The following is a 26150-nucleotide window of genomic DNA, read 5'->3' on the forward strand; positions in this document are numbered from 1 at the left end:
TTCGGGAATGATGGTTCATTGTAGCTCAACAGATACGATGTCTGCTGACAGCATTTCATAAATCGTGCCGCCCGTCGATCTTGCCACACCATGCATGAATCCCTTATTGATTCAGCTTTTGCCCACACTTTGACCAATTTGCATGGCTCATCAAGGGAAAACCCGAGGTTTCTGAGCGCGACCAACCCTCATAAACTTCCACCCATGTTATACGACGACGTACATTAAAGTGCCCAATCAAACCGCTCCTCGCGATCTTCCGATCGACCTTGCGCGCACCGCGCGCCGCACCGCCGTGCGCTACTGGATCCTGGCGATGCTGTTCGTCGTCACGACGCTCAACTATGCGGACCGCGCGACGCTGTCGATCACCGGCACGCCGATCCGCAAGGCTTTCGGCATCGATCCGGTGACGATGGGCTACATCTTCTCGGCGTTCAGTTGGGCGTACGTGCTCGCGCAATTGCCGAGCGGCTGGCTGCTCGACCGCTTCGGCGCGCGCCGCGTGTATGCGACCAGCATCTTCCTGTGGTCGGCGTTCACGCTGCTGCAAAGCACGATCGGCCTCGGCGGCAGCGCCGCGTTCGCGGTGACCGCGCTGTTCGTGATGCGCTTCGCGGTCGGCATCGCCGAGGCGCCCGCGTTTCCCGCGAACGCGAAGGTCGTCGCGAGCTGGTTCCCGACCGCCGAGCGCGGCACGGCGTCGGCGATCTTCAATGCCGCGCAATATTTCGCGGCGGTGGTTTTCTCGCCGCTGATGGCGTGGCTCACGCATGCGTACGGCTGGCACCACGTGTACCTGTGGCTCGGCCTCGCCGGCATCGCGCTCGCGTTCCTGTGGCTGCGCGTGATGAAGGATCCGGTCGACCATCCGGCGGTGAACCGCGCGGAACTCGAGCACATCGAGCAAGGCGGCGGCCTCGTGCGCACCACGGACCGATCGACCGGGGCGCGCGGCGCCGGCGCGGGAACGGCATCCGGAGGCCGCCGCGTCGCGGGCTGGTACTACGTGCGCCAGCTGCTGTCGAACCGGATGCTGCTCGGCGTCTATCTCGGCCAGTACTGCGTGAACGTGCTCACGTATTTCTTCCTGACGTGGTTCCCCATCTACCTCGTACAGGCGCGCGGAATGTCGCTGCTGAAGGCCGGCTTCATGACGTCGCTGCCGGCGATCTGCGGGTTCCTCGGCGGCGTGCTCGGCGGGATGCTGTCGGACATGCTGATCCGCCGCGGCGTGTCGCTGACGCTCGCGCGCAAGATCCCGATCGTCGGCGGCATGCTGCTGTCGATGGTGATCATCGGCTGCAATTACGTCGACAGCGAAGCGCTGGTGATCGTGCTGATGGCCGTGTCGTTCTTCGGCAAGGGAATCGGTTCGCTCGGCTGGGCCGTCGTCGCGGACACCGCGCCGAAGGAAGCGATCGGCCTGTCGGGCAGCCTGTTCAACATGTTCGGCAACACGGCCGGCATCGTCGCGCCGATCGCGATCGGCTACCTGGTCGGCGCGAGCGGCTCGTTCAACGGCGCGCTCGTGTTCGTCGGACTGAACGCGCTCGTCACGGTGCTCAGCTATCTCGTGATCGTGAAGGACATCAAGCGCGTCGAGCTGCGTCATCGCGACGCGTGACCTTCGGCGGGAATGGTGGGAAAACGACGGCGGCCGCGCATGAGCGGCCGCCGTTCTTACATCGCTCAGGCTGCAGAATGGGCGACGCGCAGCATGTCATGCACGCCGGACGTCATCAGCGCGAGAAACGCGAGCAGGCCGACGTAGAAAAGCGCGTAGGTCGTCTTCGTCTCGACCGACGTCGTGTAGTACGCGCGGTTCTCCGGCGCGTCGGGATCGTAGCGCCAGGCACGTTTCAACTGCGGCAGCGCGAGGATCGCCATCACGATCAGGAGCGGGCTCGGCCGATACGCGAACAGCGCGATCAGCACGGGCACGCCCGCGAACCAGATGCGCGGCGACAGCACCGCCGTGATGCGCCCGCCGTCGAACGGCGACAGCGGAATCATGTTGAACAGGTTCAGGAAGAAGCCCGTATAGGCGAGCGCGAGCAGCAGATTGCTGTCGTAGTGCCGCGCGGCCGCGTAGCAGGCCAGCGCGCCGAGCGTGCCGACGAACGGAATGAACGTCGGCAGCCCGACGTCGAGCCCGCGCCGCTGCGCGGCCACGTAGTGACCGGCTTCGTGGACCAGCAGCAGCGCAACGAAACCGGCCGCGAAGCGCCACCCGTAGAACAGCGCGTAGACGGCGATCGACGCCAGCATGGTGCCCGCCGACATGAGCACCTTGCCGAGCTTCAGGCCGCCGAAGATCAGCAGCAGCAGCTTCGTCATTCCTTGCGCTCCGTGCCGGACACGGCGGCTGCGTCGGTTGCATCGGCGACGATCGGCACGGCTGCCGGCTTCGGCTTGCGCCCGAAGAAGCGCTTCAGCGCCGCGCCGCCCGCCAGCAGCGCGACCGCGCCGATCTTGAAGAACTTCACGGCGAACGCGCCGATCAGCGCGAGCAGCCCGAGCTTCTTCGCGCCGACGCCGACGATCAGCGCCGCGAGCCCGTACTCGGCGACGTGGTCGGTCGACTTGTTGAAATCGGCATAGCGCTTGCCGTCGTTGAAGCGGATGTTCGCGAGCAGGCCGTCGGCCGAGGCCTTGTACTTCGGCAGATCGGCGAGCGTCGACGCCATCGTCAGCGACAGGTAGCCGTCGCGGCCGAGCACGAGCGTCCGGTAGTTCACGCCGTCGCTCTCCGCGTTCGCGGCCGCACCCTTGTCGCGGATGATCGCGGACCACACGAGCCGGTGCGTGGCGGCGTCGTACGCGGGCGCCTGCGCCCAGCCGACCACCTCGGTCTCGGGCAGCCCGCGCTCCTTGCGCGCCGGGTTGTTTTCCTCGGTGCCGGCCTGCAGGCTCTTCAGCAATTCGTCGGGTTTCCAGTCCTTCGCGTCGTCGTCGCGAATGTAGCCGCTCGGCTCGAAGGACACGACCGAGATCCAGTCGGCGTCCGGGTCCTCGGGCAGCACGAGGCCGACCAGCTTCGATTCGTCGATCGAGTTGCCCATCGAGCGCAGGTAGCGGCCGGCTTCGGCGGCCGGCACGAACGATTCGCCTTCCTTCAGCTTCAGCACGGCTTCGTGCTTGACGTCGATATCGGCCGGCCCGTTCACGACGGCTTTGTTGGCGGCCGCGGCGGCGGCCCTCATTTCGACCTGCGCGGCTTCGGTCTGCGCATGGCCGCTGGTTGCGGCGAGCGCGAGCATCGCCACGCAGGCGACGCGGAGGGCGAGTTTTTTCATTGTTGGATTCCCCTGGAATGCCTTGTTGTGAATGTGCGCGGCATCCGGCCCGGGGCGTTGTGGTCGCGGGTCCGGCACCGCCTCTCAGGTGGCACGGGGGCTATGGTATCGCAGCGTCGGGGCCGCGCCGGGCACGAAATGCGGGGGCGGAGGGACGCCTCGGGCGGCCGCGGGCGGAGTCGGCGATGCACACCCGATACACATCGATCCGGAATGCTTACGTCGCAGGTAATGTCCGGGGCACGCGGGATTGCCTATCATCCTCGTCATGAACTCGACCGCCGCCCTTCAATCGCTCCCCCCGTCAGCCGGCCGCGCGTCCGGCATCGGCTCGCTGCTGCGCACCTGGCGTCAACGCCGACGCCTCAGCCAGATGGCCCTCGCGCTGGAGGCCGAGGTGTCCGCGCGGCACCTGAGCTTCGTCGAATCGGGGCGGGCACAGCCGAGCCGGGAGATGGTGCTGCATCTCGCCGAGCGCCTCGACGTGCCGCTGCGCGAGCGCAATGCGCTGCTCGTCGCGGCCGGCTATGCGCCGCTGTTTCGCGAGCGGCCCTTCTCCGATCCGCAGCTCGATGCGGCGCGCCACGCGGTCGAAGCCGTGCTGCGCGGCCACGAGCCTTACCCGGCACTCGCGGTGGATCGCCACTGGACGCTGCTCGCCGCGAACCGGATGCTCGGCGCGCTGGTCGCGCAGGCCGATCCGGCGCTTCTGCAGCCGCCCGTCAACGTGCTGCGCCTGAGCCTGCATCCTGACGGCCTCGCGCCGCAGATCGTCAACTGGCACGAATGGCGCGCGCATATCCTGCACCGGCTGCAACGGCAAATCGACGCGAGCGGCGACCGCACGCTGCACGCGCTGCGCGACGAGCTCGCCGCCTATCCGGCTCCGGCCGGCCAGCCCGACGATTCGCACGCGCGCACCGATTTCGCGGATATCGCCGTGCCGCTTCGGCTGAGCACGGCGAGCGGCGAGCTGACGTTCTTCAGCACGACGACGGTGTTCGGCACGCCGGTCGACGTGACGCTGTCGGAACTCGCGATCGAGGCATTTTTCCCGGCGAATCCGGAGACGGTGGATGCGATGCGGGCGCTGGCGGACGCGCTGCCGGCGCAGTAACGCCACGACAACACCGACCAGGCGGTTTCGACGCACGGATACCTGCGTCGAGTGGACGGCCTGCAAGCGAAGGTCGATGCCGCCTGTCGCGTGAGCAAATGCGTTCGGGCAGTGTCGCCCTCTCCTCGTCACCGGCCCGCCCGTGATCATCGGGCAACCGGCTGCTCGGCGCGGGGAATCCCTTGCCGTTTCCTCATGCACACCCCCGAACGAATGTCCGCCGAAACATAGCGTTCAGCGGCTGCGGCAAACATGTGCGCGACTCAAACCCATCAAAATGCGTCGTCGCGACCCGAGCTTCGGATTCGCGAAGTTTTTGACGTAGCCGTGACGACAGCAAGCAAGTAACCGCAATCCGTGCCCGGCTCCCGTCGCGTCGAGACCGACGAATGTTCAATTTTGTTAGTAGACCTTTCATTTTTACAGATCGAAAAATCGATGCCTGTCACGAAAGAGACACGAACGAATCGATGCGACCGGGATATCGCGAGCGGAGCCATGCAAACCGCAACACGATTTTTACATCGAGCTCAGGAAAACAAATGAACAAGCATCAACGAGGGTTGGGAAATTCCGTACAACGCGCACCGCGCAAGTCGAAGGTCGCGCTTGCCGTCACGGTCAGCGCAGCCATGGCCGCATTCGCCGTTTCCGCGCCCGCGCGAGCCGACTATGTGCAGAACGGCACGTCGACCGAAACGTCGGCGGGCTGCGTCGGCAACATCGCCATTTCGGGCAGCAGCACGTATCCGGCCGCGGCAACCGGCTGCGACAACATCGCGATCGGCACGGCGGCCGTCGCGAATTCGGGCTCGTCGACCGGCGCCTATAGCGAGACCGTCGCGATCGGCCGCATGGCGGCCGCGACCGGGACGTTCGCGACGGCCGTCGGCGGAAACGCCGTGGCAACCGGGGACCAGGCGACGGCGATCGGGACGGCTTCGAGCGCAGTTGGCACCCAGGCCACGGCGGTCGGTAACGGCGCGATCGCGAACGGCGCCACGGCGTCCGCCTTCGGTCAGGGCGCATTCGCCGTCGACCAGTCGACAGCGGTCGGCCAAAGCGCGAGCGCCACCACGACGTTCTCGACCGCCGTGGGCAAGGGCAGCATTGCAGCGGGCGGTACGGCCCTCGGCTTCCAGGCAAATGCCGGCGCGGCCGATGCGGTCGCGCTCGGTGTCGACAGCTCGGCATCCGCGACGGGCAGCGTCGCCATTGCCCGTGCGACGGCCTCCGCCGTGAACGCGGTCGCCATCGGCGAAGGGGCGAACGCCGCCGACGCGAATTCCGTCGCACTGGGCTCGAATGCGACGACGCGCGCCTATACGACCGTCAACAGCGTGGCGCTCAACGGCGTGACCTACAGCGGCTTCGCGGGCACGCCGGTGGGCGTGGTCAGCGTCGGCAGCGCGGGCGCCGAGCGTCAGATCGTGAACGTCGCGGCCGGAGCAATCAGCGCGACCAGCACGGATGCGGTGAACGGCTCGCAGCTCTTCTCGATCGCCAATCAGGTGTCGACGCTGACGACGGACCTGGCCAATCTCACGACGACCGTCGGCAAGATCTCGTCCAGCGTCCCGAGCGGCACGGTGACGGACCCGACGGACACCGCGATCGGCCCGAATACGTCGGTCACCGCGGCGAACGGCACAGCGGTCGGCAACGGCTCGAACGTCTCGGGCGACAACGGTACTGCTGTCGGCGTCAATTCCACGGTCACCGCAACGAACGGAACGGCCATCGGCACGAATTCGAAGGTCACGGCGGCAAACGGAACGGCAATCGGCACGGGCTCGAATGTGTCCGGCACGGACTCGACCGCCATCGGCACGAACAGCCGGGCCACGGCGAACAACGCGGTGGCGCTGGGCGCGAATTCGGTTGCCGATCGGGACAACACGGTGTCGATCGGTTCGCCCGGTGCCGAGCGCCAGTTGACCAACGTGGCGGACGGCACCGCGCCGACGGATGGCGTGAACGTGCGCCAGTTGAACGGGGCGATCAACTCGGTGCGCGAGGAAATGTCGAAGTACCGCAAGGACGCGAACGCGGGCACGGCGAGCGCGATCGCGATGGCCAACCTGCCGCAAGCCGTGCTGCCTGGCGAGAAGGTCGTCGCGCTCGGCGGCGGCACGTACGGCGGTCAAAGCGCCATGGCGGTCGGCTTGTCCGTTGCGACGACGAAATGGCTCGTCAAAGGCTCGGTCACGACGGCGGTATCGGGTCACGGCTCGTTCGGCGCCGGCGCGGGCGTCGGCTACCGCTGGTAATCGGGCTGCGGCAGCGACGCGTCAGGACGCTGTTCCTGACGCCGGGCGGTCAGCCATCGGCGCCACGGCGCAGCTGGCTGACCGTCGTCACGTATACAGCGACGCCTGCGGCAATTCCCCCGTCAACGCGAACCGGCCGACGTCGCGCAGCCGATAGTCGAGCGGATCGTGCAGCGTATGCGTGCGCGCGTTGCGCCAGAAGCGATCGAGGCCGAGCGACGCGGCCGTCGCGCGCGCGCCGCACGCATCGAACAGCGCCTCGCCGTTGTCGAGCGCCGCGCGCTGCGCGACGATCTTCGCTTCCGACACCGCGAGCGCCGCTTCGGCACGTTCGTCGGCCGTCAGCGCGTCGCGCCGCGTCCATGCGCGCTGCAACGCGACAGCCGCGCGATCGGCCAGCGACGCCGCCGCAACCGCCTGCACGCGCATGTTGCCGAAGCGCTGCAGCGTATAGGGATCGTCGCCCGCCTGCGCGACGCCCGAGTTGATCCACGGCCGGCCGTGCGCCAGCACGTATTCGCGCGCCTCGGCCAGCGCGCCTTCCGCAAGCCCGACGAACAGGTTCGTCAATACGAGCTGCGACACCAGCGTGCGCAGCGTCGCGCGCGGCGTCGGCGGCGTCTCGGACCGGTGCAGCACCTCGTCCGCCGCGAGCGTCACGCCGTCGAAGCGCACGCTGCCGCTGTCGGTCTGGCGCTGGCCGACGGGATCCCAGTCCTCGTTGACGGTGATCCCGTCGCGATCGGTCGGCACGACGCCGAATACGGCGCGGCCCGTTTCCGGATCGTGCGCGGACACGGTCATCCGCTGCGAGCCGCGCGTGCCCGAGCAGAATCCCTTCACGCCGTCGAGCCGGTAGCCGCCGTCCGGCGTCGCGGTCGCCACCAGCCGCGTGTCGAGCGGGTTCACCGCATTGCCCCACCACCAGCGATGCTCGACCGTGCCGCGCAGAAAGCGTTCGCGCTGCGCCGCACTGCCCCACACGTCGACGCTCACCACCTGCAGGATCTGGAACCCGACCAGATGCGCGAGCGCGCTGTCGACGCGCGCGATCCGCCGGATCGTGTCGTAGATCGCGGGCCACTCGGCTTCCTGGCCGCCGAATTCGCGCGGCACCGCGAGCGTCAGCAGGCCTGCGTCGGCGAGCCGCTGCTTCTCGTCGGCCGCATGACCGCCTGCGCGGTCGCGCGCGACGGCCGTCGCACGCAGCGCGTCGATCGCACGCGCCAGCGCATCGGCGTTGATCGCGCGTGCGTCGGCGTCCGGCGCCAGCTTCGCCAGGCTGCCAGGATCGTTCATGCGACGGCTTCCTGTGCAAGCGATGCGTGCGCAACGGCGTCGTTCGACAGCGGCACCAGCGCGCCGAGCTCACGGCCGGTCAGCCGCGACAGGATCTCGCGCCGCCAGTCGTCGTAGATCGCGCGGTATTCGGCGATATCGGCACCAAACACGTGCGCGGTATGCGCGTATTCGTCGTGCAGATACCCGTCGAGCCGTGCCTGCGTTTCCTCGTCGGCACCGATCACGCGATCGATCAGCACCTCGCGCTCGACGGCCGGCAGCGTCTTCAACCTGTCGAACCACCACTGGACGATCTGCACGCGATGCCACTCCTCGTCCGGGCGAATCCGATTTTCGCCATGCTCGCGCATCGCGCCGTCGGCGATGCGGCCGGTCTTGCGCTGGATCCACAGCTTCGCGAGGATGTGCAGTTCGTAATGCCATTCGAACGCGAGAAAGCCCGCGACGTCGCGCACCGCGATATCGCCGATGCGTTCCCAGTGCGCGGCGACGAGCCGCTCGACTTCCGGCACAGGATCGCGGCCGGTCAGTTGGGTCACGCGTTCGCGACCAATCACGGCGTGCGCGCCGTCGTCGCCGAGCTGACGCGACAGGATCAGCTGGAAGTGCAGGTCGTCGCGGAACAGCGTGTCGATCGCCTTCGCGACGACCTGAACGATGAACAGGTCGTGCGACGCCATCTTCGTGTAGTAGTCGGCGACGGCGGCCAGTTCGTCTTCATCGCGCGGCTCGCGCGGCGGTGTCGCCAGCTTGTCCGGGAAGCCGGGACGATGACGTCGCGCGACGTCCAGAAACAGCGCTTCCTCGAATTGTCCGTTCCATTCGCGCGGCGCGCCGGTGGGTAAGGTCATGGGTATCGTTCTCTCAGGGTCTTCAATGAAAAGAGCCGGCGCTCGTGGCGCCGCTCAGGTACGCCGGGTCACGCGTCGGACCAGGCGGTCGCCCGTGATTTGCACGGCCGAAACGAGTGCGATCAGGATCACGATCACTGTCACCATGACGGTGGTGTCGAAGCGCTGATAGCCATAGCGGATCGCGAGATCGCCGAGCCCGCCCGCGCCGACGGCGCCCGCCATCGCGGTCGAGCCGATCAGCGCGACGACGGTGATCGTGAAGCCGCCGAGCATGCCGGGCAGCGCCTCCGGCAACAGCACGTGCCACACGATGTGACGGCGTTTCGCGCCCATCGCGAGCGCGGCCTCGATCAGCCCGCGATCGACTTCGCGCAGGCTCACCTCGGCAATCCGCGCGAAGAACGGAATCGCGGCGATCGACAGCGGCACGACGGCCGCCCACACGCCGATGGTCGTGCCGATCAGCACGCGCGTGAACGGCAGCAGCGCGACGAGCAGGATGATGAACGGCGTCGAGCGGAACACGTTGACGAGCGCGCCGAGCACCGCGTTCACGCCGCGCCGCGCGTAGATGCCGCCGGGCGCGGTCGTCACCAGGATCACCGCGAGCGGGATGCCGATCAGCGCGGCGATCGCGGCCGACGCCGCGACCATCGACAGCGTGTCACGGATCGCGTCGAGCAGTTCGGGCCACCAGAGTTCAAACATAGCCGAGCACCTCCGCGTGGTTCGCGTGGCGGCGCGCGCGTTCGAGCAGTGCCGCGACCGCGCCGCCGCGAGCCGACGACTGGCCGGCTTCATCCGCGCGCGGTGTGGCCGCGATCACGAGCCGCCCCTGCGCATGCCCCTGGATCCGGTCGATCCCGCCGTGCAGGAAGCGCACGGAGCCGCCGAGCGCCGCCGCGAGCGCGCCGACGTCCGGCTCGCCGCCGCTCTCGCCCGTATAGCGGACGTCGAGCACCACCTGCGCGCCGTCGGGCAATGCGGCCTGCTCGGGCAACGGCCGCACGCGCGCGGCCAGGTCGGCCGGCAGGTCGTGCACGATCGTGCTGAGCAGCGCACGCGTCGCGCCGTGGCGCGGATCGCCGAACACGCGCCACACGGGGCCCGTTTCGACGACCTCACCCTGTTCGATCACCGCGACCGTGTCGCACACCGCGCGGATCACTTCCATCTCGTGCGTGATCAGCACGATCGTCAGCCCGAGGCGGCGGTTGATGTCGGCAAGCAGCGCGAGGATCGACTGCGTCGTCTCCGGATCGAGCGCCGACGTCGCCTCGTCGCACAGCAGCACCTCGGGATCGTGCACGAGCGAACGGGCAATGCCAACGCGCTGCTTCTGCCCGCCCGACAGGCTGGCAGGATATGCGTCGCGCTTCGCGGTCAGTCCGACGAGTTCGAGCAGCGCCTCGACCTTGCGCACGCGCTCGGCCTTCGGCACGCCGGCAATCTTCAGCGGCAGCGCGACGTTCTCGAACACCGTCTTCGCGGACAGCAGGTTGAAATGCTGGAACACCATGCCGGTGCGACGCCGCAGCGCGACGAGCCCGTCCTCGTCGAGCGCGCCGACATCGACGCCCTGCACGCACACGCGGCCCGAACTCGGCCGTTCGAGGCCGTTCATGAGCCGCAGCAACGTCGACTTGCCTGCACCGCTGCGGCCGATGATCCCGAACACCTCGCCGCGCCGCACGTCGAGCGTCACGTCGCGCAGCGCGGCGGCCTGGCCGCGCGGCGTCGCGAACACCTTGCCGACGTGCGCGAGCGACACGGCGACTCCGTCAGCACGTACGGCCGCTTCGTCATGCGCCCCATGTGCGTGCGCGCCTGCGCCGGCCCGCACGGCCGAAGCCTCGATGAAACCCAGCGTATCGAACAATTGCGTCATCGCTTCGCTCCGTCACGTTCAGGCATGCGCGGGATGCGCGGGTTCGGGCACGGCGGCCGGCCGATGCTGCGCGCCGGTGTGCCACGCCGGCAGGCGCGCACCCGCGCCGAACAGCTTCTCGCGCAGCGTCGGGGCGGGATCGTAGTCTTCCTTGTAGATGCCGCGGTTCTGCAGTTCCGGCACGACCCAGTCGACGAAATCCTCGAACGACTCGGGCATCACGGTGCGCGTCAAATTGAAACCGTCGATGCCCGTCTCGTCGATCCACGACTGCAGTTCATCCGCGACCTGCGATGGCGAACCGACGATCGGCGCATAGCGACCGCCGAGCGACATCTGTTCGAGCATCCGGCGCACGGTCCACGTGCCGGTCGTGCTCTTGCGCGAGATCGCGTCGACGGCCGACTGGATCGAGTCGGTCTTCACGTACGAGATCGGCTCGTCGAGGCCGTACTTCGCGAAGTCGATGCCGGTCGAGCTCGCGAAATGCGCAAGGCCGGCTTCCGGGCTCGCGTAGCGCCGGTATTCGTCGAACTTCTCGCGCGCGAGAAGTTCGGTCTCGGCCGTGACGACGCTCACGCCGGCGAAAATCCTGATCGACGCCGGGTCGCGGCCCTGCCGTGCGGCAGCCGCGCGAATGTCGAGCGCGGCCGCGCGCGCGGCGGCCTTGCTCTGCCCGTTCACGAACACGCATTCCGCATGTCGCCCCGCGAACTCGACGCCGCGCGCGGACGAGCCGGCCTGGTACAGCACCGGCGTGCGCTGCAGCGACGGCTCGCTCAGGTGAATCGCGTCAACCGAATAGAACGGCCCGTCGTGCTTCACGCGCCGCACCTTTCCCGGCTGCGCGAACACGCGCGCGTGCGCATCGCGGATCACCGCGTCGTCGTCCCAGCTCTGTTCCCACAGCTTGTAGACGACCTCCATGTAATCGTCCGCGCGTTCGTAGCGGTCGTCGTGGCCGATCTGCTGCGCGAGGCCCATCCCGCGCGCGGCGCTGTCGAGGTAGCCGGTCACGATGTTCCAGCCGATGCGCCCCTTCGTCAGGTGGTCGAGCGTCGACATGCGGCGCGCGAACAGGTAAGGCGGCTCATAGGTCAGGTTCGCGGTCACGCCGAAGCCGAGATGTTGCGTGACCTGCGCCATCGCGGGCACGAGCAGCAGCGGGTCGTTGACGGGCACCTGCACGGATTCGCGCAGCGCGGCGTCCGGGCCGCCGCCGAACACGTCGTATACGCCGACGATGTCCGCGAGAAAGATCCCGTCGAACTTGCCGCGTTCGAGCGTCCTCGCGAGATCGGCCCAGTAATCGAGATCGGTGTAGTGCGCGGAGCGATCGCGCGGATGCGTCCACAGCCCGTGGTTGATGTGCCCGACGCAGTTCATGTTGAACGCGTTGAGCAGGATCTTTTTGCGGTTCGCCGTCGTCATGTCGCCTCCGTCACCACGCGATCGCGTACAGCGAGCCGAATGCGTTGTCGAGCGCCCGGCGCACCGCCGGCGAGTGCTGGTAGATCGCGATGAACTTGCGGATGCGCGCGTCGTTCACGCTCTCCGGCCGCACGACCCACTGGATCGCGAAGTTCTTGTTCTCGGTGCCGTCGAACAGCAGCGCGCTGTTCGGGTCGGTCGTGCCGGCGAGCTTGATGAAGCTCGGGTAGCCCTGCGCGAGGTCGACGTCGTCGAGCGAGCGCGCGAGCTGCGACGCTTCCAGCGGGATGATCTTCAGGTGCTTCGGGTTGGACACGATGTCGCGCGTCGTCGCGCGGTAGTCCGCGCCCGGCTTCAGCGTGATGAGGCCCGCGCGCTGAAGCAGCAACAGCCCGCGCCCGCCGTTCACCGGATCGTTCGCGATCGCGACGCGCGCGCCGTCCTTCAGCTCGTCGAAGCGCTTCACCTTCTTCGAATAGAGGCCGATCTTCATGATCGTGCCGGGCGCGATCGAGATGAAGTTGTAGCCGCCTTGCTTCTTCGCGTTCTCGAGAAACGGGATGTGCTGGAAGTAGTTGACGTCGATGTCCTTGTTCGCGAGCGCCGCGTTCGGCGTATTCCAGTCGGTGAACTCGACGATCCTCACGTCCAGGCCCTGCTCCTTCGCCTCCTTGGCGGCAATCTTCAGCGCCTCGATCTGCGGGCTCGTCGAGATGCCGACCTTCAGCGGCGCGGTGTCGGCGCGCGCGCCGTTCAGCAGCGCGACGCTGAGCAGCGCGGCCGCCAGCAGGCGGACCAGGCTGGCCACGCGGCCGGCGGAAAAGCGGGCGGAAAAAACGGGATGCAGCATGGAAACCACTCTCCTGTCCAAAGACGGTATCGACGGATGAGCGGCGCCGCGGCGAACGCGCGGGCGTTCTCCGGACAGTCGTCGTCGCATCGGAAAAAGATCAGCCGATGATAGAGAGCGGCGGGAGGGCGGTCTACGAAGCGATTGTGCGAAGAAAATCGCGTGCGGCGATATGGCGGGCGGCGGACATGGCCGGCTGCCCGGGCCGCCGCCAGGCCGAAATTTCGGCCTGCCCGCCGCGCCGATTCCGAAATCTCGGCCATCCCGTCTGGCAAACCCTTTCCGCAGACGAAATAAATCCCTTATGAATCAATGCATTGAAAATATTCCGGCAGGCCGGAATCCTGGCACGGGGGTTGCGTAATAGACGGCACACGATGCCGCGAAGCGATGCAGGCATTCCAAACATCAGGAGACACGTCTTGCAGACCTCTATCCATACCCCGTCCCAACCCGAGCCGATTGCCGCAGCCGGTCCCGCCACGCGCGAGCGCTTCTGGCCGGAAGGCTGGTGGAAGCTGATGGAAATCCGTATCGGCATCATCCCGCTGCCGGTCTACGTGATCCTGTTCGGGCTGATCGTCGGCTTCGCGGTGACGGGCAAGGTGCCCGGCGAGATCTCGATGGCGATCGCCGTGCTCGCATTCTTCGGCTTCACGTGCGCGGAACTCGGCAAGCGCCTGCCGCTCTTGCGCAACATCGGCGCGGCCGCGATCTTCGCGACCTTCGTGCCGTCGGCGCTCACCTACTACCACGTGCTGCCGAAGCCGGTGCTGAACCTCACCGTCGAGTTCACGAAGTCGACGAACTTCCTGTACCTGTTCATCGCGTCGATCATCGTCGGCAGCATCCTGAGCATGGACCGGCGCGTGCTGATCCAGGGCTTCGTGAAGATCTTCATTCCGCTCGCCGCCGGTTCGGTCGCGGCCGCGATCGTCGGCACGGCGGTCGGCACCGCGCTCGGCCTCGGCGCGCGCCACACGCTCCTGTACATCGTCGTGCCGATCATGGCCGGCGGCGTCGGCGAAGGCGCGATCCCGCTGTCGATCGGCTATTCGGAACTGATGCACCTGCCGCAGGGCGAGATGTTCGCGATGGTGCTGCCACCGGTGATGCTCGGCAGCCTGACCGCGATCATCCTGTCGGGCGCGCTCGACATGCTCGGCAAGCGCCTGCCGCACCTGACCGGCAACGGCCGCCTGCAGGTCGGCGAATCGGGCGACATGACGCCCGAGAACGAGGAAATCCGCGGCCACGTCGACGTCACGCACATCGCGGGCGCCGGCATCACGGCGATCACGTTGTACCTCGTCGGCCTGATGGCGCACAAGCTGTTCGGCCTGCCCGCGCCGGTCGCGATGCTGTTCCTCGCGGTGCTGGTGAAGCTCGCGCGCGCGGTGTCGCCGCCGCTGCAGGAAGGCGCATTCGTCGTCTACAAGTTCTTCTCGACCGCCGTCACGTATCCGCTGCTGTTCGCGATCGGCGTCGCGATGACGCCGTGGGACAAGCTGACCGCCGCCTTCACGATCGTCAACGTCGTCACGATCGTGTCGACCGTCGCGACGCTGATGGGCACGGGTTTCGTGGTCGGCCGCCTGCTGAAGATGTACCCTATCGACACCGCAATCGTGAACGCCTGCCACAGCGGGCAAGGCGGCACCGGCGACGTCGCGATCCTGACCGCCGCGAACCGGATGCAGCTGATGCCGTTCGCGCAGATCGCGACGCGCATCGGCGGCGCGATCGTCGTCACGGTGACGCTGATCCTGGTCTCGCACTTCGGATGACGCGCTGCTGCGCGCACCGTCGCGCAGGCTGCTTCGCACGCGCCGCCGCCGGCCTTGCCGGTGCGCGGCGCGCGTCGTTCGGGGCGTCGTTCGGGGCGTCGCTCCGGGCGGCCGGTCGCGGACGGCCGGTTGCGGACGACCGGTTGCGGGCTTCGATGAGGGCGAACGTGCAGAAGAGCTTCAAGGGAATCCCGTGGTGGGGCTGGGCGTCGGCCGCCGTGCTGTATGTCGGCGTGGCGGGCGCGGCCGTCGATTTCGCGTGGGAACGCGCGATCGACGCGCTCGAGGAAACCGGCGCGCATCGGCTCGACCTGTATGCGTCGAGCCTGAAGAGCGAACTCGGCCGCTTCGAGATCCTGCCCGGCCTGGTCGCCCGTCAGGACGGCGTGCGCGCGCTGCTGCGGGCCGCGCCGCGAGACCGGCCCGCGCTCACGCACTCCGTGAACACGTATCTCGAAGCCGTGAACCGCGACGCGGGCAGCGGTGCCGTCGACGTGATCGACTTGCAGGGCGAAGTGATCGCCGCCAGCAACTGGAACGAGACGATCAGCTTCGTCGGCACCAACGTGTCGTACCGGCCGTACTTCAAGGATGCGCTGGCACACGGCAGCGGTCGCTTCTTCGGAATCGGCACCAACACCGGCGTGCCCGGCGTCTACTTCGCGAGCGCGGTGCGCGACGACGGCGTGCCGATCGGCGCGACGGCCGTGAAGATCAGCGTCGACCCGCTCGAGTCCGCGTGGCGCGCGCCGGGCGTCGCCGCGATGGTGGTCGACGGCAACGGCGTGGTCGTGATCTCGACCGAGCCGGCGTGGAAATTCACCGCGCTGCGTCCGATCACAGCGCAGCAGCAGCGCGACATCCAGGCGTCGCGGCAATACGCGGGCCGCACGGTCGACGTGCTGCCGTACCGCCACATCGGCGACCGCAGCGCCGCCGCCTGGTTCGGCACGTTCCCCGATCCGCGTCACACCGGCCGCAGCACACGCTATCTCGTGATGTCGCGGCCCGCGCCGCAGGCCGGCGATTCGCTGATGGTGCTGCTCGACATCGCCGGCGCACGGCGCCAGCAGCAGACCGCGTTCGTGTTCGTCACCGGCGCGTTCCTGATCGCCGCGCTGCTGGTCGGCTACGCGATCCAGCGCCGCCGGGCGATCGTCGCGCGGTTGAATGCGCAGGACGCGCTGCGCCGCGCGAACGACCAGCTCGAACTGACCGTCGCGCAGCGCACGGCCGCGCTGACGGCCGCGAACGAGCGGATGCAGCGCGAGATCGTGGAACGCGAACGCACCGAGCAGCGGCTGCGCGATTCGCAGCAGGAAGTCGTACACGCGGGCAAGCTCGCGGTGCTCGGGCAGATGGCCGCCGGCCTCACGCACGAGCTGAACCAGCCGCTCGTCGCGATCCGCACGTTGTGCGACAACGCGCGCACGTTTTTCGAGCGCGGCCAGCCGGCACCGGCGTACGCCAATCTCGAACGGGTCGGCAAGCTGGTCGACAGCATGGCCGTGCTCACCGGCGAGCTGAAGACCTTCGCGCGCAAGCCCGACGTCGAACGTGTCGCCGTGTCGCTGAACGAAGCCGTCGCGCACGCGCGGCTCATCTACGATGCGCGGATCCGCGACGAAGGCGTGCAGCTCGAGGTGAACATCGCGCCTGGCACGACGGTGTCCGCGGAGTCGAGCCAGTTGCAGCAGGTGATCGTGAACCTGCTCGGCAACGCGCTCGACGCGGTGCATGACGCGCCCGTGCGGCGCATCGTGATCGAAGCCGCCCAAGCCGACGATGCGGACGATGCGGACGAAGGCGGCCGCGTGCGCTTCACGGTCGCCGACAGCGGCGCCGGCATCGCGCCCGAGGTGCTGCCGCACCTGTTCGAGCCGTTCGTCACCACCAAGCCGCGCGGCCAGGGCCTCGGCCTCGGCCTCGCGATCACGTCGCGCATCGTCGAGGCGTTCGGCGCGAAGATCGCCGCGACGAACCGCGACACCGGCGGCGCGCAGTTCACCATCGAATTCGCGGCGGTCACGCCGCAACAAAGGACAGAGCATGGAAGATGAGATTCGCGTGCTGGTCGTCGAGGACGATGAAAACGTCCGGATCGGCGTCGAGCAGGCCGTCGCGCTTGCCGGGTTCCCGGTCGACGCATTCGCGTCGGCGGCCGACGCACTCGCGCACGTCGCGCCCGGCGCACCCGTCGTGATCGTGTCGGACGTGCGGATGCCGGGCATCGACGGGCTGCAGCTGCTCGAACGCGTGATGGCCGTCGATACGCAGATTCCGGTCGTGCTGATCAGCGGCCACGCCGACATTTCGACGGCCGTCGGCGCGATGCAGGACGGCGCATACGACTTCATCGAGAAGCCGTTCTCGTCGGACGTGATCGCCGGCCGCGTCGCGCGCGCGGTCGAGAAGCGCAGGCTCACGCTCGAGGTGCAGGGGCTGCGCGCGGCGCTCAACAACTGGCAGGGCATCGAGGCGTTCGTGCTCGGCAAGTCGCCCGCGATGGCCGACGTGCGCAAGAAGATCCTGCGCCTCGCCGATACGTCGGTGTCGGTGCTGATCACCGGCGAGACAGGCACCGGCAAGGAGCTGATCGCGCGCAGCCTGCACGACTTCGGCGGCCGGCGCGATGCGCATTTCGTCGCGCTGAATTGCGGCGGCCTGCCCGAGCAGGTGTTCGAGAGCGAGCTGTTCGGCCACGAGGCCGGCGCGTTCACCGGCGCGATCAAGAAGCGCATCGGCAAGATCGAATGGGCGCACGGCGGCACGCTGTTCCTCGACGAGATCGAGACGATGCCGATTCCGCTGCAGATCAAGATGCTGCGCGTGCTGCAGGAGCGCGTGGTCGAGCGGCTCGGCGCGAACGAGCTGATTCCGGTCGATTGCCGCGTCGTCGCCGCGTCGAAGGCCGATCTCGCCGAACTCGCGGCCGACGGGCGCTTCCGCGCGGACTTGCTGTATCGGCTCAACGTCGCGCAGATCGAGCTGCCGCCGCTGCGCGAGCGGCGCGAGGACGTGCCGCTGCTGTTCGAGCATTTCGTGCTCGCGGCCGCGCGGCGCTTCGGTCAGCCGGCGCCGGTCGTCACCGCTGCGCAGGTGTCCGAACTGATGACGCACGCGTGGCCCGGCAACGTGCGAGAACTGCAGAACGTGGCCGATCGCTTCGTGCTCGGGCTGACCGGCGACAGCCTGCTGTCGTCCGGCGGCGAACCGGCGGCAGGCGGCACGCTTGCCGAGCAGATGGCGTATTTCGAGCGGATGCTGATCGAGGACGCGCTGCAGCGTCACCACGGCAACGTGGCGGACGCAAGCGTCGCGCTCGGCATGCCGAAGAAGACGCTTTATCACAAGCTGCGCAACCTGCGGATTCCCGCGCGCGGCGACGCGGCTGCCGACGGCGGCGAGTGACGCGAACGAGGATACGCACACCGGCATGGATCGCATCGACATCACCGAACACGGCCGCCTCATTGGCCAAACCCGCGGCCACCTGATCCGCGGCGTCACGCGCGCGCAGAAGACCTTCCGCCCGAGCGACTGGCCCGAACGGCTCGCGGGCGTCATCACGCTGTTCGTCGGCGAGCGGCGGCCCGGCTATCCCTGCGCGCTGTCGCGGCTCGCGATGCCGATCGTCGACGGCGGCGTCAAATGCCTGTTCGTGTCGGACGAATTGCGCGACGTATGCGCCGACGCGTTCGACTTCGCGATGCAGTTCGCCGCCGACAACGATCTTCCCGTCGAGCTTCAGACCGCGCCCGCGCTGGCGGTGCGGTAATGCGCGGGCCGCATTCGGCGGCCCTTCCCCCGCTTTTTCCCGTTCCGATGCGCGCGTGCGCAGGCGTCGGCATGTGCTTTCAGCCGCGCAACCAATCGTCATACGATTGAAAGGTCCGACACATCCCCAAGCTGCGACAAGGGTTTTCAGCCTTGCCATCAATAAAATTGATCGTGACGATGAAAATTATGCGTTTTCCTTGCAGCTTGCCGTGAGGCATAGTTGCGACGTGATGACGCACCCATTGAGTTTTCAGTCATGAACATGCGAATCGAGCCGTCGGTGCTCGCGAACCCCGACCTGCAATTTGCGACGCTTTCGTCGGGCATCAGCCTGCCGTATGTCGAGCGGGGGAGCGGCGCGCCGATGGTGTTCGTGCACGGATCGTTGTGCGACTACCGTTACTGGGATCCGCAACTCGCGTCGCTGTCGGCCCACTACCGCTGCATCGCGCCGAGCCTCAGCCACTACTGGCCGGCCGTCGAAGCGGGCATCCAGGATGACTTCAGCTGGCAGAACCACGTCGACGAGCTCGCCGAATTCATCGACGCACTCGACCTCGGCCCCGTGCATCTCGTCGGCCACTCGCGAGGCGGCAGCGTCGCGTTCAACGTCGCCCGCCAGCATCCGCAGCTCGTCGACACACTCACGCTCGCCGATCCGGGCGGCCCGCTGCAGCAGCCGGGCGTGCGCGAAGCCGCGCTGCCGGCCGCCGCGATCGCACTGCGCACGAAGGCCGTGAACCTGATCGGGCAAGGCGAAGTCGAAGCCGGCCTCGAGATGTTCGTCGATTCGGTCAGCCTGCCCGGCGCCTGGAAGAAGAGCACGTCGCGCTTTCGCACGATGGCGATCGACAACGCGAGCACGCTGCCGAAGCAGCTTCAGGATCCGCTGCCCGCGTATTCGCAGCACACGGCGTCGGACATCGCATGCCGCACGCTGCTGATCGACGGCCAGCGCAGCCCGAAGATGTTCCGCAACAACGTCGACACGCTGTCGCAGTGGATCGGCGCTGCGCAACGGCAGACCGTCGCCGGTGCGTCGCACGGGATGAACGCGGCGAGCCCCGCGGTGTTCAACCGTTACGTGCACGAGTTCGTCGCCGCGTAACGCTCGTGGGCGGCATGCGCGCCGCCCGTGACGCCCCTTTCTCATATGATGCGAAGCGATGCGGACTGCCTGCATCGCGTCGCTTCGTCCGCCTCCGCGTCACATGATCGGTTCGGGCTTGCGCGTCACCGCATCAGGCAACCCGAACACGCTGTCGAACGACCAGTTGTACGCGAACGTGAAGATCGGGAAGAACACGATCAGCACCGCGTCGTACAGGAACGCCTGCAGCAGCGACACGTCGAGCCACCACGCGATCAGCGGGATCAGGAACGTCACGAGCGCGACCTGAAAGCCGATCGCGTGCACGACGCGCCGCGCGACGGTGCGCGTCGTTTCCGCACGCCGCCGCTCCCACGCCTCGAATCCCAGGTTGTACAGAAAATTGACGATGACGCCCGTCGTCGAGATCATCACGCCGAGCAGGCCGCTCGTCGTCGCGCTCGCGCCGCTCAGCATGCCGAGCACCGACGACGCGACGAGGATGCCGAGCACCTCGAACATCACGACGTAGACTATGCGTCTCTTCCATCCTTGCATGACCCACCACCTTCCTGTCGAACGAGGTGGCGAGACTACAGCGGGCACTTCGCCCGCAAAAGTCAGGTCCTTTCAATTTTTCTGACAGGAGGCCGCCGATGCTGACCAGCGACCATATCGACATGCTGCTGACGATCATCGACAAGGGCTCGTTCTCGGCGGCCGCGCGCGCGCTCGGCCGCACACCGTCGGCGGTCAGCATGGCGATCGCGAACCTCGAGGCCGAGCTGGACCTCGTGCTGTTCGACCGCGGCACGCGCGAGCCGACGCCGACGGCCGCGATGGCCGCGCTGCTGCCCGATGCGCGGTCGATCGCCGAACGGTTGCAGGCATTGCGCGCGCATGCGCAGCATCTGTCGGAAGGCGTCGAGGACACGCTGCGGCTCGGCCTCGCGGCGGAGCTCGACGGCGCGCCCGTTGCGCGCGCACTGACCGCCGTCGCCGCGAAATATCCGGCGCTCGCGATCAGCATCGTCTCCGCGCCGCAGGACGCGATCGTCGACGCATTGCATCGCGGCGCGGTCGATCTCTGCGTCGCGTACGGCGGGCTCGATCTTCATCCGCAGGAACAGATCCACGCGCTGTGGACCGAAACGCTGATCGCCGTCGCCGCGCCCGGTCATCCGACGATCGCCGAAGCCGCGCATCCCGGGGCGATCGAGCGGCTGTCGGGATTCCGGCAGATCGTGATCGCGGACCCGGAACGGCCGCTCACCGACGTGCGCCCCGTGATCGGCAACCGCACGTGGAAGGTGACAGACATGGCCACCGCGATCGCGCTCGTGAAGGCCGGGCACGGCTGGGCGAACCTGCCCGACTCGGTGATCGGCCGGTATGTCGCCGACGGCGAACTCGCGCCGCTCGTGTTCGCGAACATCCGCAACGGGCTGCGGCTGCCCGTGTACCTGCGCCGGCCGAAGCACACGGGGCTCGGCAAGGCGGCCAGCGAACTGGTGCGGGCGCTGCGGGCTGAAGACAGTCTCAGCTGAACGGTGCGGCGAATCATCGCCGCGCCGTGGGTCAACGCACGGCGGATCGACCGTTAGTTGCAATCAACGCATCGTCGTTGCCCCGTTGATCGACCGATCCGCGTCGCCGCGGATCGGTTGTTTCGATCGTCGACCAAACACCGGTTTCGGTGACGCATGGCGAACCGCCACGCGCACCGACGCCTCAACGCACGGCGACTTCCTGCTTGGCCGTCGCCGCATCGCCGACCGCCGTCGGCGCCGCGCCCCACCCGCCGCCGAGCGCGCGGATCAGGTTGACGGTCGACACGGCCTGCGCACCGGTCAGCTGGTTCGCCTGCAATTGCGACTGCAGCACCGACCGCTCGCTGTCGATCACGTCAAGATATGCGACCTCGCCCTCCTGATACTGCGTACGCGACAGTGTCGCCGCACGACGCGACGCATTGACGGCCGCATCCTGCGCGCGGATCTGGTCGTCGAGCAGACGCAGATCGGCGAGATTGTCCTCGACCTCGCGGAACGCGACGAGCACCTGCTGCCGGTAGTTCGCGACCTGTTCGTCGTACTGCGCGCGCGCCTGCTGCACGCCGGCCGCACGGCGCCCGCCGTCGAACAGCGGCAGCGTCAGCGCGGTGCCGGCGAACGGCCCGAGCAGGAACGTGCGGCTCGACCACAGGAACAGGTTGCCGAGCGTCGACGCTTCATAGCCGAACGCGCCCGTGATATCGAGCTTCGGGAAATACGCCGACTTCGCGAGGCCGATCCGCGCGTTCGCGGCCGCCATCGCGCGTTCCGCAGCCGACACGTCCGGGCGGCGTTCGAGCAGCGCGGACGGCAGGCCCGCGGGGACCTTCACCGCGACCGGCACGATCGGCGTCTCCTTGAACGCGAAGTCCGCGGGCGCCTTGCCGAGCAGGATCGCGAGCGCATGCTCGGACGCCGCGCGCCGGCGCGCGACGCCGACCGCATCGGCCTGCGCGGTCGCCAGTTCGTTCTTCGCGCGCGACACGTCGAGCTCGCTGATGTCGCCTTCGTCGAAGCGGCGCTGCACGAGCTTCAGCGCCTGGTCGCGCAGTTCGACCGTGCGGCGGTACAGGTCCTGATCCGCGTCGAGCTGGCGCAGTTCGAAGTAGTTCTGCGCGACGTCCGCCTGCAGCGCGAGCTGCACCGAACGGAACAGCGCTTCGCTCTGCGCCTGGTCGGCACGCGACGCCTCGACGTTGCGGCTCACGCGGCCGAACAGGTCGGCCTCGTACGACACCGTGCCCTGCGCGCGCCACAGCGTCGCGTTGGTCGGGCCCGTGCCCTGCGGCTGGAACTGCGACGCCGACGACAGCCCTTCCCGCGTCGGCCCGAACCCGGCGCCGACCTGCGGGAACCACTGCGAGCGCGCGGTGCGGGTCGCCGCGCGCGCTTCCTCGACTCGCGCCGCCGCGGCCTTCAGGTTCTGGTTTGCGGCGAGCGCCTGCGACTCGAGCGAGTCGAGCACCGGATCGCCGAACACCTTCCACCATTCGCCGCGATGCTCGCCGTCCGCCGGTTCGGCGGTCTTCCACGTGCCGGCCTGTTCGCCGGCCGCGAGCGTCGGCGCTTCCTTGAACGCCGCGGGCGTCGACACGTCCGGGCGCTTGTAGTCGGGCCCCACCGCGCACGCGGCGAGCAGCGTCGCGAGCAGGGTGCTCGCGGCCGCCACCTTCGCGAAGCGCATCAGGCCATTCGTGTTGTGCATGTTGTCCATCTTGTTTTCCTCAAGCATCCGATGCCGGCACGCCCGGGGCCGTCACGCCGTAACCGGCCGAGTCCTTGCCCGCGACGTGGATCTTGCCGCCCGCGAGCGTACGCAGCACGACGTAGAACACCGGCGTCAGCATCAGCCCGAACAGCGTCACGCCGAGCATCCCGAAGAACACCGCGATACCCATCGCATGCCGCATCTCGGAGCCCGCGCCCGTCGACATGACGAGCGGCACGACGCCCATGATGAACGCGATCGACGTCATCAGGATCGGGCGCAGCCGCAGCCGGCTGGCCTCGATCGCGGCCTCGAGCGGCGTCCTGCCGTCATGCTCCAGTTCGCGTGCGAATTCGACGATCAGGATCGCGTTCTTCGCCGACAACCCCACCAGCACCATCAAGCCGATCTGCGTGAAGATGTTGTTGTCGCCCTGCGTGAGCCACACGCCCGTCAGCGCCGACAGAATGCTCATCGGCACGATCAGGATCACCGCGAGCGGCAGCGTCAGGCTTTCATACAGTGCGGCGAGCACGAGGAACACGAGCAGCACGCTGATCGGGAACACATACATCGCTGAATCGCCGGCAAGAATCTGCTGGTACGTGAGGTCGGTCCATTCGAACCGCACGCCACGCGGCAGCGTTTCATGCGCGATGCGCTCGATCGCGGCCTGCGCCTGACCCGACGAGAAGCCCGGCGCCGGGCCGCCGTTGATGTCGGCCGCCGTGTAGCCGTTGTAGCGCACGACCATTTCCGGGCCGAACGTCGGCGTCACCGTGACGAGCGACGACAGCGGCACCATCTCGCCACGGTCGTTGCGCGTCTTCAACTGCAGGATGTCGTCCGCGCGCTGGCGGAACGGCGCATCGGCCTGCACGCGCACCTGGTACACACGCCCGAAGCGGTTGAAGTCGTTCACGTACAGCGAGCCGAGATACACCTGCATGGTGTTGAACACGTCGGTGACCGGCACGCCGAGCTGCTTCGCCTTCACGCGGTCGAGATCGACGTTGAGCTGCGGCACGTTGATCTGGTAGCTCGTGAACAACGGGCCGAGTTCAGGCGCCTGCTGCGCGCGCTTGATGAAGTCGTTGGTCGCATCCGACAGCTTCGCGTAGCCGACCGCGCCGCGATCCTCGATCTGCATCTTGAACCCGCCGAGCGTGCCGAGGCCCAGCACCGGCGGCGGCGGGAACACCGCGACGAACGAGTCCTTGATCGCACCGTACTGCTGGTTCAGCGCACCCGCGATCGCACCGGCCGACAGCGCCTTGCCGTGCCGCTCCGAGAACGGCTTGAGCGTGACGAACACGATGCCCGCGCTCGAACTGTTGGTGAAGCCGTTCACCGACAGCCCCGGGAACGCGACCGCGCTCTCGACGCCAGGCTGCTTCAGCGCGATCGAGCCCATGTCGCGGATCACCTTCTCGGTGCGATCGAGCGACGCGCCGTTCGGCAGCTGCGCGAACGCGATCAGGTATTCCTTGTCCTGCGCGGGCACGAAGCCGCCCGGCACGATCTTCGACACGAGCACGGTCGCGCCCACCAGCACGAGGTACACGCCGAGCATCAGCGTCTTGCGCGACAGCACGCCGCGCACGCCGCGGCCGTAGTTCTCCGCGCCGCGATGGAACACCTTGTTGAAGCGCTTGAAGAAGCCGCCGAGCACGCGGTTCATCACGCGCGTGAGCCAGTCCTCCTTGTCGCCATGGCCCTTCAGCAGGATCGCGGACAGCGCCGGCGACAGCGTCAGCGAGTTGAACGCCGAGATCACCGTCGAGATCGCGATCGTCATCGCGAACTGCTTGTAGAACTGGCCGGTCAGGCCCGACATGAACGCGAGCGGCACGAACACGGCGACGAGCGTCAGCGCGATCGCGATGATCGGCCCGCTCACTTCCTGCATCGCCTTGTAGGTCGCCTGCCGCGCGTTCATCCCGCTTTCGATGTTGCGCTCGACGTTCTCGACGACCACGATCGCATCGTCGACCACGATACCGATCGCGAGCACCATCCCGAACAGCGACAGCGCGTTGATCGAATAACCGAAACCGAGCAGCAGCGAGAACGTGCCGATGATCGACACCGGCACCGCGATCAGCGGAATGAGCGATGCGCGCCAGGTCTGCAGGAACACGATCACGACGAGCACGACCAGCGCGATCGCTTCGAGCAGCGTGTGCACCACGGCCTTGATCGACGAGCGCACGAACTGCGTCGGGTCATAGACGATCTTGTAGTCGACGCCGGCCGGCATGTCCTGCTTCAGCTCGGCCATCGTCTTGCGCACTTCGTCGGAGATCTGCAGCGAGTTCGCGCCCGGCGACTGGTTGATCGCCATCGCGACGGCCGGCTTGTTGTCGAGCAGCGAGCGCAGTCCGTACTCGGACGCATCCAGCTGGATCCGCGCGATGTCGCGCAAGCGCGTGACGCCGCCGTCCGGCGTCGTCTTCACCACGATGTCGCCGAATTCGTCCTCCGTCTGCAAGCGGCCGCGCGCGTTCACCGACAGCTGCAGCGGCGTGCCGGGCAGCGACGGCGACGCGCCGATCACGCCGGCCGCAACCTGCACGTTCTGCTCGCGGATCGCCTGCACGACGTCCTCCGCGGACAGCCCGCGCTGCGCGACCTTCTGCGGATCGAGCCATATGCGCATCGCGTAGTCGCCCGAACCCCACAGCTGCACCTGGCCGACGCCCTGGATCCGCGACAGGCGATCCTTCACGTTGATCAGCGCGTAGTTGCGCAGATAGGTCATGTCGTAGCGGTTGTCCGGCGAGATCAGGTGGACCACCATCGTCAGCGTCGGCGAGCTCTTCACCGTCGTGATGCCGAGCCGCTGCACGTCTTCCGGCAGGCGCGGCAGCGCCTGGTTCACGCGGTTCTGCACGAGCTGCGTGGCCTTGTCCGGATCGGTGCCCAGCTTGAACGTGACGGTGATCGTCATGTTGCCGTCGCTGTTCGCCTGCGACTGCATGTAGAGCATGTCCTCGACGCCGTTGATCTGCTCCTCGAGCGGCGACGCGACCGTCTCGGCGATCACTTTCGGGTTGGCACCGGGGTACTGCGCCTTCACGATCACGGAAGGCGGCACGACTTCCGGATATTCCGAAATCGGCAGCAGGAACATCGCGATCACCCCGCCGAGCAGGATGATCACCGATAGGACTCCTGCAAAGATCGGCCGGTCGATAAAGAATTTGGAAATGTTCATGTGT

General features: G+C 67.7%; 20 protein-coding genes. 9 read left to right on the top strand and 11 right to left on the bottom strand.

Annotated elements, in window-relative coordinates:
• Positions 1–229 precede the first annotated feature (229 nt).
• Positions 230–1627 carry an MFS transporter gene (locus tag BTE28158_RS09740; protein WP_151048064.1) on the top strand — a complete coding sequence of 466 codons (1398 nt, stop codon included), beginning with the start codon at positions 230–232 and terminating at the stop codon, positions 1625–1627.
• 65 nt (positions 1628–1692) lie between these two features.
• Here the strand turns inward: BTE28158_RS09740 and BTE28158_RS09745 are convergent, their stop codons facing one another.
• Positions 1693–2340, bottom strand: a complete 648-nt coding sequence (locus tag BTE28158_RS09745; RefSeq protein WP_151048065.1) for a zinc metalloprotease — start codon at positions 2338–2340, stop codon at positions 1693–1695.
• On the bottom strand, positions 2337–3299 hold the full coding sequence (locus BTE28158_RS09750; RefSeq protein WP_151048066.1) for a DUF2167 domain-containing protein: 963 nt from the start codon (positions 3297–3299) through the stop codon (positions 2337–2339). The genes BTE28158_RS09745 and BTE28158_RS09750 overlap by 4 nt, the downstream gene beginning before the upstream one ends.
• A 268-nt stretch (positions 3300–3567) precedes the next feature.
• Between BTE28158_RS09750 and BTE28158_RS09755 the strand changes: the two genes are divergently transcribed.
• Positions 3568–4416, top strand: a complete 849-nt coding sequence (locus BTE28158_RS09755; protein ID WP_151048067.1) for a helix-turn-helix domain-containing protein — start codon at positions 3568–3570, stop codon at positions 4414–4416.
• 542 nt (positions 4417–4958) lie between these two features.
• Positions 4959–6686: a YadA family autotransporter adhesin gene (locus tag BTE28158_RS09760; RefSeq protein WP_151048068.1), complete on the top strand. Its 1728-nt coding sequence runs from the start codon at positions 4959–4961 to the stop codon at positions 6684–6686.
• An 87-nt stretch (positions 6687–6773) separates the two neighbouring features.
• Here the strand turns inward: BTE28158_RS09760 and BTE28158_RS09765 are convergent, their stop codons facing one another.
• The 6 genes from BTE28158_RS09765 to BTE28158_RS09790 are packed head-to-tail and all read right to left on the bottom strand — an operon-like array spanning position 6774 to position 13011.
• Positions 6774–7985, bottom strand: a complete 1212-nt coding sequence (locus BTE28158_RS09765) for an acyl-CoA dehydrogenase family protein (RefSeq protein ID WP_151048069.1) — start codon at positions 7983–7985, stop codon at positions 6774–6776.
• A complete protein-coding gene (locus BTE28158_RS09770; RefSeq protein ID WP_151048070.1) occupies positions 7982–8839 on the bottom strand; it encodes a hypothetical protein in 858 nt (285 codons plus the stop codon). The genes BTE28158_RS09765 and BTE28158_RS09770 overlap by 4 nt, the downstream gene beginning before the upstream one ends.
• A 54-nt stretch (positions 8840–8893) precedes the next feature.
• A complete protein-coding gene (locus BTE28158_RS09775; RefSeq protein WP_047902352.1) occupies positions 8894–9550 on the bottom strand; it encodes a methionine ABC transporter permease in 657 nt (218 codons plus the stop codon).
• Complete coding sequence (locus BTE28158_RS09780) at positions 9543–10730, bottom strand: methionine ABC transporter ATP-binding protein (protein WP_151048071.1); 1188 nt, start codon at positions 10728–10730, stop codon at positions 9543–9545. The genes BTE28158_RS09775 and BTE28158_RS09780 overlap by 8 nt, the downstream gene beginning before the upstream one ends.
• Positions 10731–10748: 18 nt before the next feature.
• Entirely contained in the window at positions 10749–12161 is a 1413-nt protein-coding gene (locus BTE28158_RS09785) for an LLM class flavin-dependent oxidoreductase (RefSeq protein WP_059599096.1), read from the bottom strand.
• A 10-nt stretch (positions 12162–12171) separates the two neighbouring features.
• Positions 12172–13011, bottom strand: coding sequence for a MetQ/NlpA family ABC transporter substrate-binding protein (locus tag BTE28158_RS09790; protein WP_151048072.1), 840 nt, complete (start codon positions 13009–13011; stop codon positions 12172–12174).
• A gap of 422 nt (positions 13012–13433) precedes the next feature.
• Between BTE28158_RS09790 and BTE28158_RS09795 the strand changes: the two genes are divergently transcribed.
• The 5 genes from BTE28158_RS09795 (at position 13434) to BTE28158_RS09815 (ending at position 19686) form a co-directional block, all read left to right on the top strand.
• Entirely contained in the window at positions 13434–14798 is a 1365-nt protein-coding gene (locus BTE28158_RS09795) for a 2-hydroxycarboxylate transporter family protein (protein WP_151048073.1), read from the top strand.
• A 155-nt stretch (positions 14799–14953) separates the two neighbouring features.
• Positions 14954–16858 carry a sensor histidine kinase gene (locus tag BTE28158_RS09800; RefSeq protein WP_151048074.1) on the top strand — a complete coding sequence of 635 codons (1905 nt, stop codon included), beginning with the start codon at positions 14954–14956 and terminating at the stop codon, positions 16856–16858.
• The gene (locus BTE28158_RS09805; protein WP_151048075.1) at positions 16848–18209 is read left to right on the top strand and encodes a sigma-54-dependent transcriptional regulator; all 1362 of its coding nucleotides are present in this window, start codon (positions 16848–16850) and stop codon (positions 18207–18209) included. Before BTE28158_RS09800 ends, BTE28158_RS09805 begins: the two co-directional genes overlap by 11 nt.
• Positions 18210–18234: 25 nt before the next feature.
• On the top strand, positions 18235–18576 hold the full coding sequence (locus BTE28158_RS09810; protein ID WP_059599091.1) for a DUF3579 domain-containing protein: 342 nt from the start codon (positions 18235–18237) through the stop codon (positions 18574–18576).
• A gap of 258 nt (positions 18577–18834) precedes the next feature.
• Entirely contained in the window at positions 18835–19686 is an 852-nt protein-coding gene (locus BTE28158_RS09815; RefSeq protein ID WP_059599090.1) for an alpha/beta fold hydrolase, read from the top strand.
• A 99-nt stretch (positions 19687–19785) separates the two neighbouring features.
• Here BTE28158_RS09815 and BTE28158_RS09820 read toward each other — a convergent pair whose 3' ends face one another.
• The gene (locus BTE28158_RS09820) at positions 19786–20226 is read right to left on the bottom strand and encodes a PACE efflux transporter (RefSeq protein ID WP_124904989.1); all 441 of its coding nucleotides are present in this window, start codon (positions 20224–20226) and stop codon (positions 19786–19788) included.
• A gap of 98 nt (positions 20227–20324) precedes the next feature.
• Here BTE28158_RS09820 and BTE28158_RS09825 point away from each other — a divergent pair, with 98 nt between their 5' ends.
• Positions 20325–21215 carry a LysR family transcriptional regulator gene (locus BTE28158_RS09825; protein ID WP_151048076.1) on the top strand — a complete coding sequence of 297 codons (891 nt, stop codon included), beginning with the start codon at positions 20325–20327 and terminating at the stop codon, positions 21213–21215.
• A gap of 184 nt (positions 21216–21399) precedes the next feature.
• On the opposite strand, the gene opcM is transcribed toward BTE28158_RS09825, so the two are convergent.
• Positions 21400–22935, bottom strand: coding sequence for a multidrug efflux transporter outer membrane subunit OpcM (opcM, locus tag BTE28158_RS09830; protein WP_151048077.1), 1536 nt, complete (start codon positions 22933–22935; stop codon positions 21400–21402).
• A 10-nt stretch (positions 22936–22945) separates the two neighbouring features.
• The gene (ceoB, locus tag BTE28158_RS09835; protein WP_151048078.1) at positions 22946–26146 is read right to left on the bottom strand and encodes a multidrug efflux RND transporter permease subunit CeoB; all 3201 of its coding nucleotides are present in this window, start codon (positions 26144–26146) and stop codon (positions 22946–22948) included.
• Positions 26147–26150: the final 4 nt, after the last annotated feature.

This window comes from Burkholderia diffusa, from assembly GCF_902499115.1.
Classification (GTDB): domain Bacteria; phylum Pseudomonadota; class Gammaproteobacteria; order Burkholderiales; family Burkholderiaceae; genus Burkholderia; species Burkholderia diffusa.

What these genes read in the sequence shown, in the direction of transcription:
- BTE28158_RS09745 (WP_151048065.1), bottom strand. Translation starts at nt 2,340, where the DNA reads ATGACGAAGCTGCTGCTGCTGATCTTCGGCGGCCTGAAGCTCGGCAAG.
- BTE28158_RS09750 (WP_151048066.1), bottom strand. Translation starts at nt 3,299, where the DNA reads ATGAAAAAACTCGCCCTCCGCGTCGCCTGCGTGGCGATGCTCGCGCTC.
- BTE28158_RS09755 (WP_151048067.1), top strand. Translation starts at nt 3,568, where the DNA reads ATGAACTCGACCGCCGCCCTTCAATCGCTCCCCCCGTCAGCCGGCCGC.
- BTE28158_RS09760 (WP_151048068.1), top strand. Translation starts at nt 4,959, where the DNA reads ATGAACAAGCATCAACGAGGGTTGGGAAATTCCGTACAACGCGCACCG.
- BTE28158_RS09765 (WP_151048069.1), bottom strand. Translation starts at nt 7,985, where the DNA reads ATGAACGATCCTGGCAGCCTGGCGAAGCTGGCGCCGGACGCCGACGCA.
- BTE28158_RS09770 (WP_151048070.1), bottom strand. Translation starts at nt 8,839, where the DNA reads ATGACCTTACCCACCGGCGCGCCGCGCGAATGGAACGGACAATTCGAG.
- BTE28158_RS09775 (WP_047902352.1), bottom strand. Translation starts at nt 9,550, where the DNA reads ATGTTTGAACTCTGGTGGCCCGAACTGCTCGACGCGATCCGTGACACG.
- BTE28158_RS09780 (WP_151048071.1), bottom strand. Translation starts at nt 10,730, where the DNA reads ATGACGCAATTGTTCGATACGCTGGGTTTCATCGAGGCTTCGGCCGTG.
- BTE28158_RS09785 (WP_059599096.1), bottom strand. Translation starts at nt 12,161, where the DNA reads ATGACGACGGCGAACCGCAAAAAGATCCTGCTCAACGCGTTCAACATG.
- BTE28158_RS09790 (WP_151048072.1), bottom strand. Translation starts at nt 13,011, where the DNA reads ATGCTGCATCCCGTTTTTTCCGCCCGCTTTTCCGCCGGCCGCGTGGCC.
- BTE28158_RS09800 (WP_151048074.1), top strand. Translation starts at nt 14,954, where the DNA reads ATGAGGGCGAACGTGCAGAAGAGCTTCAAGGGAATCCCGTGGTGGGGC.
- BTE28158_RS09805 (WP_151048075.1), top strand. Translation starts at nt 16,848, where the DNA reads ATGGAAGATGAGATTCGCGTGCTGGTCGTCGAGGACGATGAAAACGTC.
- BTE28158_RS09810 (WP_059599091.1), top strand. Translation starts at nt 18,235, where the DNA reads ATGGATCGCATCGACATCACCGAACACGGCCGCCTCATTGGCCAAACC.
- BTE28158_RS09815 (WP_059599090.1), top strand. Translation starts at nt 18,835, where the DNA reads ATGAACATGCGAATCGAGCCGTCGGTGCTCGCGAACCCCGACCTGCAA.
- BTE28158_RS09820 (WP_124904989.1), bottom strand. Translation starts at nt 20,226, where the DNA reads ATGCAAGGATGGAAGAGACGCATAGTCTACGTCGTGATGTTCGAGGTG.
- BTE28158_RS09825 (WP_151048076.1), top strand. Translation starts at nt 20,325, where the DNA reads ATGCTGACCAGCGACCATATCGACATGCTGCTGACGATCATCGACAAG.
- opcM (WP_151048077.1), bottom strand. Translation starts at nt 22,935, where the DNA reads ATGGACAACATGCACAACACGAATGGCCTGATGCGCTTCGCGAAGGTG.
- ceoB (WP_151048078.1), bottom strand. Translation starts at nt 26,146, where the DNA reads ATGAACATTTCCAAATTCTTTATCGACCGGCCGATCTTTGCAGGAGTC.